This window comes from Streptomyces sp. NPDC002573, assembly GCF_042889625.1.
Taxonomy (GTDB): Bacteria; Actinomycetota; Actinomycetes; order Streptomycetales; family Streptomycetaceae; genus Streptomyces; species Streptomyces gibsoniae.
Genome location: NZ_JBIARC010000026.1, coordinates 39,055 through 51,192, shown reverse-complemented (window position 1 = coordinate 51,192; position 12,138 = coordinate 39,055). Strand labels below are relative to the sequence as shown.

Annotated in this window: 10 protein-coding genes; 6 read left to right on the top strand and 4 right to left on the bottom strand. The window is 72.3% G+C overall.

Annotation, left to right across the window (positions count from 1 at the left end):
• Positions 1 to 6 precede the first annotated feature (6 nt).
• Entirely contained in the window at positions 7 to 1,290 is a 1,284-nt protein-coding gene (locus ACFYX0_RS23975) for an anion permease (protein ID WP_388972959.1), read from the bottom strand.
• 480 nt (positions 1,291 to 1,770) lie between these two features.
• Here ACFYX0_RS23975 and ACFYX0_RS23970 point away from each other — a divergent pair, with 480 nt between their 5' ends.
• The 3 genes from ACFYX0_RS23970 to ACFYX0_RS23960 all read left to right on the top strand — a co-directional run bounded on the left by ACFYX0_RS23970 (position 1,771) and on the right by ACFYX0_RS23960 (position 5,468).
• Positions 1,771 to 2,508, top strand: a complete 738-nt coding sequence (locus tag ACFYX0_RS23970; RefSeq protein ID WP_355903265.1) for a class II aldolase/adducin family protein — start codon at positions 1,771 to 1,773, stop codon at positions 2,506 to 2,508.
• A 111-nt stretch (positions 2,509 to 2,619) separates the two neighbouring features.
• Positions 2,620 to 3,747, top strand: coding sequence for an alpha/beta hydrolase family protein (locus ACFYX0_RS23965; protein ID WP_388972958.1), 1,128 nt, complete (start codon positions 2,620 to 2,622; stop codon positions 3,745 to 3,747).
• Between the two features lie 257 nt (positions 3,748 to 4,004).
• Complete coding sequence (locus ACFYX0_RS23960; RefSeq protein WP_388972956.1) at positions 4,005 to 5,468, top strand: hypothetical protein; 1,464 nt, start codon at positions 4,005 to 4,007, stop codon at positions 5,466 to 5,468.
• Positions 5,469 to 5,475: 7 nt separating this feature from the next.
• Here ACFYX0_RS23960 and ACFYX0_RS23955 read toward each other — a convergent pair whose 3' ends face one another.
• Positions 5,476 to 5,904 carry a VOC family protein gene (locus ACFYX0_RS23955; RefSeq protein WP_388972955.1) on the bottom strand — a complete coding sequence of 143 codons (429 nt, stop codon included), beginning with the start codon at positions 5,902 to 5,904 and terminating at the stop codon, positions 5,476 to 5,478.
• Between the two features lie 324 nt (positions 5,905 to 6,228).
• On the opposite strand from ACFYX0_RS23955, the gene ACFYX0_RS23950 reads away from it, so the two are divergent.
• The 3 genes from ACFYX0_RS23950 (at position 6,229) to ACFYX0_RS23940 (ending at position 9,366) form a co-directional block, all read left to right on the top strand.
• Positions 6,229 to 7,827, top strand: coding sequence for an ABC-F family ATP-binding cassette domain-containing protein (locus tag ACFYX0_RS23950; protein ID WP_388972953.1), 1,599 nt, complete (start codon positions 6,229 to 6,231; stop codon positions 7,825 to 7,827).
• 367 nt (positions 7,828 to 8,194) lie between these two features.
• Positions 8,195 to 8,416 (top strand): helix-turn-helix domain-containing protein, encoded by a 222-nt coding sequence (locus tag ACFYX0_RS23945; protein ID WP_010987827.1) that lies wholly within the window; start codon positions 8,195 to 8,197, stop codon positions 8,414 to 8,416.
• Positions 8,417 to 8,553: 137 nt separating this feature from the next.
• Positions 8,554 to 9,366, top strand: a complete 813-nt coding sequence (locus ACFYX0_RS23940) for an enoyl-CoA hydratase/isomerase family protein (protein ID WP_355903253.1) — start codon at positions 8,554 to 8,556, stop codon at positions 9,364 to 9,366.
• Positions 9,367 to 9,490: 124 nt separating this feature from the next.
• Here the strand turns inward: ACFYX0_RS23940 and ACFYX0_RS23935 are convergent, their stop codons facing one another.
• Positions 9,491 to 10,246: an SDR family oxidoreductase gene (locus tag ACFYX0_RS23935; RefSeq protein WP_355903250.1), complete on the bottom strand. Its 756-nt coding sequence runs from the start codon at positions 10,244 to 10,246 to the stop codon at positions 9,491 to 9,493.
• Between the two features lie 5 nt (positions 10,247 to 10,251).
• The gene (locus ACFYX0_RS23930; RefSeq protein WP_388972951.1) at positions 10,252 to 12,036 is read right to left on the bottom strand and encodes a glycoside hydrolase family 15 protein; all 1,785 of its coding nucleotides are present in this window, start codon (positions 12,034 to 12,036) and stop codon (positions 10,252 to 10,254) included.
• Positions 12,037 to 12,138 lie beyond the last annotated feature (102 nt).

Below are 12,138 nucleotides of genomic sequence, written 5' to 3'. Positions count from 1 at the left end.
GCTTCCTTAAACCGTCGCGGGGCGGGTCGGCTCCGCCTCCGTGGAAGAGCCGGTGGACTGGGCGGGGATGGTGATCCTCGGGCCGGTCGCGTCGGCCGCCGGGGCCGTCACGGCGTCCGCCGTGAGCGGGCCCGCCGGCGGCGGGATCACCGCGGCGATGGCCGTCGTGACGACGCCCGCGGGCTCCGTCTCGACGTCGTTGACGTTGTCGATCGTGATCGGGGCCCGGCGGGCCAGGGTCCAGATGACACCGGCACCGGCGACCAGCAGCACGCCGGTGGCGACCGTGCCCCAGGTGCCCTGCTTGGTGAGCAGTTCGGCGCCCGCGCCGACCAGACCGGCGGCCGGGAGGGTCATGACCCAGGCGACCAGCATCCGGGTCGCGGTGGACCAGCGCACCACACCGCCCTTGCGGCCGACGCCCGCGCCCATGACGGCGCCGGAGCAGACCTGGGTGGTGGAGAGCGAGAAGCCGATGTGCGAGGAGGCGAGGATGGCGGTCGCCGCGCTGGTCTGGGCGGCGAAGCCCTGCTGCGGGGCCAGGTCGGTCAGGCCCTTGCCCAGGGTGCGGATGATGCGCCAGCCGCCCAGGTAGGTGCCGAGCGCGATGGCGAGACCGGCGGAGACGATCACCCAGGTGGGAGGGTTCGAACCGGGGGCGATGACACCGCCGGTGACGAGCGCGAGGGTGATGATGCCCATCGTCTTCTGGGCGTCGTTGGTGCCGTGCGCCAAAGAGACCAGGGCGGCGGAGGCGATCGAGCCGGCGCGGTAGCCCTTGGCGGTCGCCTTCTCGTCGGCGCGGTTGCCGATGGCGTAGGAGAGGCGCGTCGCCAGCAGCGCGGCGAGGCCCGCCACGATCGGTGCGGCGACCGCGGGGATCAGGACCTTGGTGACGATGGTCGAGCCGTTGACCGCGGACCAGCCCGCCGAGGCGACGGCCGCGCCGATCAGACCTCCGAAGAGAGCGTGGGAGGAGCTGGAGGGCAGACCCAGAAGCCAGGTCAGCAGGTTCCAGAGGATGGCACCCACCAGGGCCGCGAAGATCACTTCGACGCGTATGCCCTGTTCGTTGATGATGCCGCCGGAGATCGTCTTGGCGACCTCGACGGAGAGGAAGGCGCCGACGAGGTTCAGCGTGGCGGACATCGCCACCGCCGTCTTGGGCCTCAGGGCGCCGGTCGAGATGGTCGTCGCCATCGCGTTGGCAGTGTCGTGGAAACCGTTCGTGAAATCGAACACGAGAGCGGTGACGATCACGATTCCGAGGAGGAGCGTGATGTGTTCCATTTACCCAGGCTTCTGTGGGAGGTCAGTGGCTGGTTGACCGTAGGCAACCTGGGTGAACGGAAGATGAACTGAGGGATGCTTGAGGGTGTATCAAGCCAGGCCCCATTCTTCCGTTTGGGCGTAGTGGCGACGGTCACGTTGTCGAACAAAGCCGGAATTTCAGCCTCCGGAAGCCTTGATGGGCTTCTGATTCACCCCTGGTGGACGTTCTCCACTGGGTTCGGGGGCCGTTGGGGAGACGTTGGTCACCCGTCAGATGGTCGATGTAGAAATACCGACATGTCGGACAAGTCACCCAGGAGATGTTGGGCGATCTTCGCAAGCCGGCCGCCTCACCGGTTTCGCCTCACCGGTCTCCGGGGGTGCGGCGTACACCCGTGGATGCACCCCCTGCGGACGTACGGCTCGCGGCCTGCGGTCCGTCCGGGCAGGTCCGTCCGGGCACAGGTGGGCCGGACGTCCGCCTGGGAGGATCGCGGCATGGCGGAACAGCGACGCGACGCACAGGACGCGCGGGACGCGCGGGAGGACGGACGCGGGGGAGCGGGGGTGGTGGCGCCTGGGGCGGAGGACCCGGGTGACGCGGTGGCACGTGCCTGGGACGAACTGGTCGCGACGGCCCGCCGGACCGTGGCCGACGGACTGGTCGTCGGCACGTCCGGCAACGTCTCCGTGCGCGTCGGCGACACCGTCCTGGTCACCCCCACCGGAGTGCCGTACGAGCGGCTGACGCCCGGCGATGTCGTGGGTGTCGGCCTCGACGGCCGGCAGGTGCTCGGCTCCCTGCGGCCGACGAGCGAGCTGCCGATGCACCTCGCCGTCTACCGCGCCACCGGGGCGCTGGCCGTCGTCCACACCCACGCCGTGCACGCGACGGCCGTCTCCACGCTGGTACCGGAGCTGCCGCTGATCCACTACATGGCGGGGGCGCTCGGCGGCGCGGTCCGGGTGGCTCCCTACGCGACCTACGGCACCGAGGGGTTGGCCGAGAACATGCTCGGCGCCCTCACGGACCGCACCGCGTGCCTGCTGCAGAACCACGGCACGATCGCCTACGGGTCCTCGCTCGGCCAGGCGTACGACCGCACGGCACAGCTGGAGTGGATGTGCCGGGTGTGGCTGACGGCGTCGTCGGTGCCGGGCCTCACCCCGTCCCTCCTCACCCGGGCACAGCTGGCGGAGGCTGAGGAGCGCTTGCGGGGGTACGGGCAGCAGTAGCAGGAAGGCCGCGTCGGGGAGGCCGCTGCCGGGGCCGCACCGCCGCGCGCCCCGCACGGCGGTGCGGTCCTCCGGCTGGCCGGGGGCGACCTCCGACGGGAGACTGGACAAGTGCGCACCGTGAAAGCGGCGGCCGCAGCCGCCACCGTAGCCATAGCCGCGGGCGCGGCCGGCGTCGCCGCCGGTCGCTTCGCCAGCAACGCCGCACTCAAGGCGCCGCCGGGCCGCCCGCTGCCCACCGAACCGCGGCTCACCGTGCACTCCACAGCGGCCGGGCAGATCACGCTCACCCGCGCCCTGGCCTCCCAGCGGCCCGGCGTCTACGGCCTGTCCGGCGACGGCTCCCACGCCATCGTCGGCCCGGTGCTGAACAGCGCCCCCCGCTCGGCCGACACCGTCGTACGCCGTCTCGAACGTGTGCTCAAGGGCACGCTGGAACCCGGCGACCGGGCATGGCTCACCCCGAACCTCTATGTCGGCGACCCGGGTGCCGCCCTCGGCCTCCGTCACACCGACATCGAGGTGCCCGGCGAACTCGGGGCACTGCCCGCCTGGTTCGTGCGCGGCGCCCGCGACACCTGGGTGATCACCGTGCACGGGCTCGGTGCCACCCGGGAACACCCGATGAACGTCATGGACTTCCTCAACCGGCACCAGTTCCCGGTGCTCGACCTCGCCTACCGCGGCGACCCCGGGGCACCGCGCCCCCTGGACGGCCTGAACCACCTCGGCGAGACCGAGTGGCGCGACGTGGAGGCCGCCGTCCGCCACGCCGTGCACCAGGGCGCCGAGCGCGTGGTCCTGCACGGCTGGTCCACCGGCGCCACCATGGCCCTGCGTGCCGCCGCGTACTCCGAGCTGCGCGGGCGGATCTCCGGGCTGGTCCTGGACTCGCCGGTGCTGAACTGGGAGGCCACGCTGCGTGCCCTCGCCGCGGCCCGCCGGACCCCGGGCGCACTGCTGCCGCTGGCCGTCCGTGCCGCCCAGGGCCGCACCGGTCTGTACGGCGACCACGTCCACGGGCCCGCGGACCCGCACCAGCTCTCGGTGCCGACCCTGATCTTCCACGGCCCCGACGACGCCGTCGCGCCCTGGGCGCCCTCACGCCGTCTCGCGGAACGCCGTCCCGACCTCGTCACCCTGCACACCGTGCGGGACGCCCCGCACGCCGCGATGTGGAACGCCGACCCCAAGACCTACGAAGAGGCCCTGCGGCGCTTCCTGACCCCGCTGATGTGACCTCGCCGCCGTGACCTCGCCGCCGTGACCTCGCCGGCGTGACCCCGTGCCCACCGCGCCGCCGCACGGCCCGCGACGGCACCCCGCCCCGCCCCCAAACCCCCGCCCCGCCCCGGTCGGGGTCCTTCCGCTTAGCCCCTCCTGAGGCGCCACTGCCCGGTCACACACGGTTTTCGGACCCAGTGCGTTGGCCAGCCCTGTCGCCCCCCGTGACATTCCGTTTGGGTTTTCGGACCGTCAACCGGAAGACTGCACCTGTGACGTCCCGTACCCCGCGCGACTCCAGGCTCCGACTCGTACGCCCGCGGCCGCTGGCCGCCGCTCCCCGAGCGGTGGCCCAGGGCCGCTCCCGCCGCCCCGCCCCTCGGCCCCCCGAGGGCACACCCCCACCCGCGGAGCTGGCCGGAATGGCCCGTGCCCGTCTGGCCGGCGCGGCCCGTGTCGCCCGCTGGGCCGACAGCTCACTCGGGCCGGGCCGTGATGGCGCGACCTCCGACGGCAAGGGCACCCTCTCCGTCACGACCGCCGAACGCGCCGCCGCCGACCTCGGCCTGACCGACGCTCAGGTGCGTGCCGACTGGGACACCGCGCGCCTGTCCGGTCTCGTCGAGGTGCACGGCGACATCGCCCGCCCCGGCTGGCGGCTGCGCGCCTGGAACCGCGACGACTCGGCGGTGCTGCGCGGCTGGGTCGCCCTCTTCGACGCCTGGTCGCTCGCCTACCCCGAGCCCGCGGACCGCGAGCACGCGGCCGTCGCCGAGGTCGTCTCGGCCATGCCCCAGGTGCTCTCCTTCCTGCAGCTGTCCGCGGGGCCCGTCCCCGTCGAGCAGCTCCTCGACCTCCTCGACCAGCGGGTCACCGAGCTGCGCACCGAACGGTGCGAGATCGAGTACGTGCCGCCCGTCGCCCCGCGCCCCTACGAGGAGCAGCTCCGCGCCACTCCCGTGGCCGCCGGGACGGCAGTGGCCCAGAGCCTCGCCCAGGAGCCGGCCGAGGGCACCCCGCTCGCCCCGCTGCTCGACTGGGCGCTCGACGCGCTCGCCTCCGTCGGAGCCCTGACCTGTGCAGACGGGCAGGCCACCCTGACCCCGCTCGGCAGCTGGGCGGTCTGGGTCAAGCTGGAGCAGATCTGCGTCGCCGCGCAGAGCCCCGCCGGGAACATCGAGCAGAACGCGGAGGGCATGCTGCGCGGCTGCGCCGGGCTCCGCCCGAACGCGGCCCGCGCCGAGTACCGCGCCTGGCTCGCCGCCCGGCCCGTCGGCAGCGCCGTCACCGAACTGCTGGACGCCGCCCGAGGCGAGGACGCCCTGCTGCGCGGCCTGGCCTTCGAGGCGCTGCGCGTGGTCGGGGCGCCGGCCGAGCCCGATGTACGCAGCGCCGCCGACGAGACCACGCTGCGCCCCTACGCCCTGATCTGGCTCGCCGAGCAGGAGGGCACCGACCCGGAGGACGCCCATGAGGTGCTCACCCGGGAGGAGGCCACCTGGCTGTGGGTCGACACCGCCGCGGCCGTCGCCGACCACGGCGAGGCCCCGCTCCTGGTACGCCACCTGGAGTCCGCGGTGCAGGCCACCGTGCCCGCGCTCCTCGACGAGGTCCGGGCGGTCGGGCACCCCCGCACCGTGCAGGTCCTGGTGGCGCTCGCCGCCGCGCACCCGGACCCGGCGCTCGCCAAGGCCGTCCGCCGCGCCGCGTTCCAGGTGCACACCGGGGGCAGCTGACCGCCGCTCAGACAGTCGTGTCCGGGGCGTAGGTGCCGAAGCTCCAGATGTTGCCCTCGGCGTCGCGGGCCAGGTACTCCCGTGAGCCGTACTCCTGGTCCGTCGGGGGCATCAGGATCTCCGCGCCGTGCTCCGCGGCCCGCTGGTGGTGGGCGTCGACATCGTCCACGACGACGTACACCGCGCTCGGGCCCGCTCCCTTCATGGCCTGGTCGAAGAGGCCGCCGCGGCCCTTCGAGCCGAGCATCACCGCGCCGTTGCCCTGCACCAGCTCGGCGTGCAGCACCGCGCCGGGCTGTCCGTCCTGTTCGTCGGTCTCGTAGACCGACAGCTCCGTGAAGCCGAACGCCTCCGTGAGCTGTCTGATCGCCGCCTTCGCGTCCGCGTACAGCAGCGTCGGGTAGATGCTCGGACGCCTGCCGTCCATGCCCGCCATCCCGCTCACCCCTCCCGCAGTACCGGCCGGGGACCCGGCCCGTCACCCAGTCTGGCACCGGCCACCGACAGCGCCCCGCCGTGCGACGGGGGACCGCCCGGCCGGGCCGACGCCCCGGCCCCGGACGGCGACCGGACAGCAATGAGCATCACAGTGCCGAAGGGCCGCGTACTGAAAATGCGCTTGCACGCCACCGTTAGACTGGGGCCCATGGCCATTCTCCTCGCGCATTAGACGGCGGGAACGTCCTCAGCCGTCCATCCCGCCACCCTCCCCCGCCGCCCGTGCTGCGAGCAGGGGGATTCCGAGCCCTGGAGTCTGTCCGTGATCTCCGCCTCCGGTATCGAGCTGCGCGCCGGTGCCCGCATCCTCATCGAGAACGCCAGCTTCCGTGTCGCCAAGGGCGACCGCATCGGCCTGGTCGGCCGCAACGGCGCGGGCAAGACCACCCTCACCAAGGTCCTCGCCGGCGAGGGCATGCCCGCCGCGGGCACCGTCACCCGCTCCGGTGAGGTCGGCTATCTGCCCCAGGACCCGCGCACCGGCGACCTGGACGTGCTGGCCCGCGACCGCATCCTCTCCGCGCGCGGCCTCGACGTGCTGATCCGCAAGATGCGCGAGAACGAACAGCGCATCGCCACCGGCAAGGGCTCCACCCGCGACAAGGCGATGAAGCAGTACGAGCGCCAGGAGACCGAGTTCCTCACCAAGGGCGGGTACGCCGCCGAGGCCGAGGCCGCCACCATCGCCGCCGCGCTCAATCTGCCCGACCGTGTGTTGGGCCAGCCGCTGCACACGCTCTCCGGCGGTCAGCGCCGCCGTATCGAGCTGGCCCGCATCCTGTTCTCCGACGCGGACACCCTGCTGCTCGACGAGCCGACCAACCACCTCGACGCCGACTCCATCGTCTGGCTGCGCGACTACCTGAAGACCTACCGCGGCGGCTTCATCGTGATCTCGCACGACGTGGACCTGGTCGACACGGTCGTCAACAAGGTGTTCTACCTGGACGCCAACCGCTCCGCGATCGACATCTACAACATGGGCTGGAAGCTCTACCAGCAGCAGCGCGAGGCCGACGAGAAGCGCCGCAGGCGCGAGCGGCAGAACGCCGAGAAGAAGGCCGCCGCGCTGAACGCGCAGGCGGACAAGATGCGTGCCAAGGCCACCAAGACGGTCGCCGCGCAGAACATGGCCCGCCGCGCGGACAAGCTGCTGGCCGGCCTGGAAGCCGCCCGCGTGTCCGACAAGGTCGCCAAGCTCCGTTTCCCGGAGCCCGCGCCCTGCGGCAAGACCCCGCTGATGGCCGAGGGCCTGTCGAAGTCGTACGGCTCGCTGGAGATCTTCACCGACGTCGACCTGGCCATCGACAAGGGCTCCCGGGTCGTCATCCTCGGCCTCAACGGCGCCGGCAAGACCACCCTGCTGCGTCTGCTCGGCGGTGTGGAGCAGCCGGACACGGGTGCCGTCGTGCCCGGTCACGGCCTCAAGCTCGGCTACTACGCCCAGGAGCACGAGACCCTCGACCCGGAGCGCACGGTCCTGGAGAACATGCGCTCCGCCGCCCCCGACATGGACCTCGTCGAGGTCCGCAAGGTGCTCGGCTCCTTCCTGTTCTCCGGCGACGACGTCGACAAGCCGGCCGGGGTGCTCTCCGGCGGCGAGAAGACCCGTCTCGCCCTCGCCACCCTCGTGGTGTCGTCGGCGAACGTGCTGCTGCTCGACGAGCCCACCAACAACCTCGACCCGGCCAGCCGCGAGGAGATCCTCGGCGCGCTGCGCACCTACAAGGGCGCCGTCGTCCTGGTCACCCACGACGAGGGTGCGGTCGAGGCGCTCCAGCCGGAGCGGATCATCCTGCTGCCCGACGGCGTCGAGGACCTGTGGGGCGCCGACTACGCCGACCTCGTCACCCTCGCCTGACGCCCGCGCCCGCGGGCGTCAGCCCCGGTTGACCGCACGGATGATCCCCTGCGTATGGATCATTCGGCCGATCCGTGATCCATCATCTGTGTGAGATCTCCTCGTACCGGGGTGTGTCCTACACGCATTTCGGGGCCGAGCCCTTTTGTCCCAAGGGCTCGGCCGTGGTGCGTCGCTGACCTGGCAGTTCCCGGATGAACCCGTTCGGGCGTACGGACGCGACCGGACGGAATCCCTGATTCCGCTCGTGGGGACGCGCTCCTGTCGTCACAACCTTGTGGCACGGACCTTGCCGAATGGGTGGCCATCGCGCCCCCGAGGGGTGATCATGAGGAGACCAGAGCGCACTTCCCATGAGGAGGCACGGGTGGCCGAGACTCTGAAGAAGGGCAGCCGGGTGACCGGCGCCGCGCGCGACAAGCTCGCGGCAGACCTGAAGAAGAAGTACGACTCCGGTGCGAGCATCCGGGCGCTGGCCGAGGAAACCGGCCGCTCGTATGGCTTCGTCCACCGGATGCTCAGCGAGTCGGGCGTCACGCTGCGCGGGCGTGGCGGGGCGACAAGGGGCAAGAAGGCCACGACGGCCTGACGCCGGGCGGCTCATCGGCTTCGACGGTGGCCACCCGGTCGGTCGGGTGACCGGCCGGGTGGTTACTGTGCAGTCACTTACGGATGTGATGTCCTCGTACGACATCCTCCCCTGACCGCACCCATCGGAGGCGCCGCATGGCTTCGCTCGACCCGGAATTCGACAAGGACGGCCCGGTCCTCGACACGGACGGCGTACGGCTCACCGTCGACGGCGCGATCGCCACGGTGACGCTGACCAACCCCGACAAGCGCAACGCGCAGAGCCCCGCTCTGTGGCGGGCGCTGGCGGAAGCCGGCCGTGCGCTGCCCGGTTCCGTTCGTGTGGTGGTGCTGCGCGGCGAGGGCAAGTCGTTCTCGGCGGGGCTGGACCGCCAGATGTTCACGCCCGAAGGGCTGCCCGGCGAGCCGAACTTCATCGACCTCGCGCGCAGCAGTGACGCCGAGCTGGACGCGGCCATCGCCGGGTTCCAGGAGGCGTTCACCTGGTGGCGCCGCAACGACATCGTGTCCATCGCCGCCGTGCAGGGACACGCCATCGGTGCGGGGTTCCAGCTCGCGCTGGCCTGTGATCTGCGGGTCGTCGCGGACGATGTGCAGTTCGCCATGCGCGAGACCAGCCTGGGCCTCGTCCCGGACCTCACCGGCACGCATCCGCTGGTGAGCCTGGTCGGGTACGCCCGCGCACTGGAGATCTGTGTGACGGGCCGCTTCGTTCTGGCCGAGGAGGCCGTGGCCAGCGGGCTCGCGAACATCTCCGTGCCGCGGGAGGAACTCGACGGCACCGTGCGCGACCTGGCGTCCGCCCTGCTCGCCGCGGACCGGAACGCGGTCATCGAGACCAAGACACTGCTGCGCGGGGCCCAGGAGCGGACCTACGAGGAGCAGCGCGCCGCCGAGCGGGCCGCGCAGGCCCGACGCCTGCGGGACCTGGCCGGCAGCGGCGACTGACGCACGACGGCCGCTTCCGCGCCCGCCGCGTCGACCGGACCGGTCGACGCGGCGGGCGCGGAAGCGTGACGCGTCGTGGCGTCCTGCGGCGTGCCCGCGCGCCCGACGGGAGTTCGGCGACGTCCTAGAAACCGTGCCGGAAGCCGCCGTCGACCGGGAGCATGATGCCCGTCAGATACGAGGCCGCCGGTGACAGCAGGAACGCGGCGGCGCGGCCGAACTCGTCCGGGCTGCCGTAGCGGCGCAGCGGGATCCGGGCCTCGTTGGCCGCCCGTGTCGCCTCCGGGTCCGCCGAGAGCGCGTCCAGCTCGCGCACCCGGTCGGTGTCGATGCGGGCCGGAAGCAGGGCGACCGCACGAATGCCGCGCGGGCCCAGCTCGTCCGAGATGGACTTGGTGAAGCCCGCGAGTCCGGGGCGCAGACCGTTGGAGATGGTCAGTCCCGGGATCGGCTCGTGCACGGAACCGGACAGCACGAATCCGATGACACCGCCCTCGGTCAGCTCCTCGGCGGCCGCGCGGGCCAGCCGTACCGCGCCCAGGAACACCGACTCGAAGGCCGTTGTCCACTGCTCGTCGGTGTTGTCGGCGAGATAGCCGGGCGGCGGTCCGCCGACGCTGATGAGGATGCCGTCGAAGCCGCCGAAGTGCTCGCGCGCGGCGGAGATCAGCCGGGCGGGCGCCGCCGGATCGGCGTTGTCGACGGCCACCCCCACCGCGTTCGCACCCAGCTCGGCCGCCGCCTCGGCGGCCCGCTGCTCGTCACGGCCCGTGACGACCACCTTCGCCCCGTCGGCGACGAGCTCTCTCGCGGCCGCGTTGCCCAGCCCGCGAGTGGCGCCGGTGACGACGTACACCCGGTCTTTCAGTCCAAGATCCATGGCCCCTATCCTGCCGTCCGGTCCCCGTAGAGAGCGAGGGCGGTCCCCACCAGACCGAGGTGGCTGAACGCCTGCGGGAAGTTCCCGAGCTGGCGGCCGGCCGCCGGGTCGTACTCCTCGGAGAGCAGCCCGACGTCGTTGCAGAGCCCCACCAGCCGGTCGAACAGTTCGCCGGCCTCTTCGGTGCGGCCTGCGCGGTGCAGGGCCTGGGCCAGCCAGAACGAGCAGACGATGAAGGCGCCCTCGCCGCCGGGCAGCGGGTCCACATCGGAGTTCTCCGTGCTGTACCGGCGCAGGAGGCCGTCGACCGCCAGCTCCGCGCGCACCGCGTCGATGGTGCCGACGATCCGGGGATCGTCCCCGGGCAGAAAGCCCACGCGCGGGAGCAGCAGCAGCGAGGCGTCGAGCGCGCGCGAGCCGTAGTACTGCGTGAACGTGTTGCGCTCGGGGTCGAACCCGCGTGCGCACACCTCCTCGTGCACCTCGTCCCGCATGGCCCGCCAGCCCTCCAGATCGCCTTCGAGCCCGGGATCGGACTCCAGGGCGCTGACGGCCCGGTCGGCGGCCACCCAGGCCATGACCTTCGAGTACACGAAGTGGCGGCGCTTGCCGCGCACCTCCCACAGCCCGGCGTCCGGCTCGCGCCACGCCGTGCGCAGAAACTCCATCAGCGCGCACTGCACCCGCCACATGTGCGGCCTGACCGGCAGGCCTGCGCTCCGGGCCAGCGACAGCGAGTCGATGACCTCGCCGTACACGTCCAGCTGGAGCTGTTGCACCGCGTCGTTGCCGACCCGGACCGGTGCCGAACCATCGAAGCCGGTCAGCCAGGGCAGCTCGTACTCGTGCATGCGCCGCTCGCCCGACAGCCCGTACATGATCTGCAGATCCGCCGGGTCGCCGGCCACCGCGCGCAGCAGCCAGTCGCGCCAGGCCTCGGCCTCCTCGTGGTAGCCGGCCTTCAGCAGGGCCTCCAGGGTGAGCGTGGAGTCACGCAGCCAGCTGTAGCGGTAGTCCCAGTTGCGGACGCCGCCCAGCGCCTCCGGCAGCGAGGTGGTGGGGGCTGCGACGATACCGCCGGTGGGTTCGTGGGTGAGGGCCTTGAGGGTGATCAGGGAGCGGACCACCGCGTCCCGGTGCGGGCCCTGGTAACGGCACCGGGCCGCCCAGGCACGCCAGTCGTCGACGGTGTTCTCCAGCGCCTCGAACGGGTCGATGAGCGGGGGGCGGGGGTGGTGCGAGGGATGCCAGGTGAGGACGAAGACCACCTTCTCGCCCTTGCCGACGGTGAACTCGGAGTGGGTGGCGAAGTCCTGGCCCCAGGTGTGCACCGACGGGTGGCTGCGCAGCCACACCGCGTCGGGTCCCGCGATGGCCAGACGGTCGCTGTCGGTCCGGCGCACCCACGGCACGATCGATCCGTAGTCGAAGCGCAGCCGGAGCCGGCCGCGCAGGGTGACGCGGCCTTCGAGCCCCTCGACCACGCGGACGAGGTCGGGGGCGCGGTCGCGCTGGGGCATGAAGTCGGTGAGGCGGACCGAGCCGTCGGGGGTGTCCCACTCGGAGTCGAGGACGAGGGTGTCATGGCGGTAGGCGCGGCGGGTGCAGGGGCCGGCGCCCTCGGGGGCGATGGTCCAGTGGCCGTTCTCCTCGTCGCCGATCAGTCGGGCGAAGCAGGCCGGCGAGTCGAAACGGGGCAGACACAGCCAGTCGACGGAGCCGTCGCGGCCGACCAGGGCGGCGGTCTGCTCGTCACCGATGAGCGCGTAATCCTCGATCCGGGGGTGCACGGGGTGCGGGTTCCCGGCACATCGCGCCTCAAATCAGCCTGGTCGTGCCGGGGGCCCGGTCGGCCTACCGTCCTTGAGGCTCCGGCGGTCGAGCCGGGGAGC

What these genes read in the sequence shown, in the direction of transcription:
- ACFYX0_RS23975 (WP_388972959.1), bottom strand. Translation starts at nt 1,290, where the DNA reads ATGGAACACATCACGCTCCTCCTCGGAATCGTGATCGTCACCGCTCTC.
- ACFYX0_RS23970 (WP_355903265.1), top strand. Translation starts at nt 1,771, where the DNA reads ATGGCGGAACAGCGACGCGACGCACAGGACGCGCGGGACGCGCGGGAG.
- ACFYX0_RS23955 (WP_388972955.1), bottom strand. Translation starts at nt 5,904, where the DNA reads ATGGCGGGCATGGACGGCAGGCGTCCGAGCATCTACCCGACGCTGCTG.
- ACFYX0_RS23940 (WP_355903253.1), top strand. Translation starts at nt 8,554, where the DNA reads ATGGCTTCGCTCGACCCGGAATTCGACAAGGACGGCCCGGTCCTCGAC.
- ACFYX0_RS23935 (WP_355903250.1), bottom strand. Translation starts at nt 10,246, where the DNA reads ATGGATCTTGGACTGAAAGACCGGGTGTACGTCGTCACCGGCGCCACT.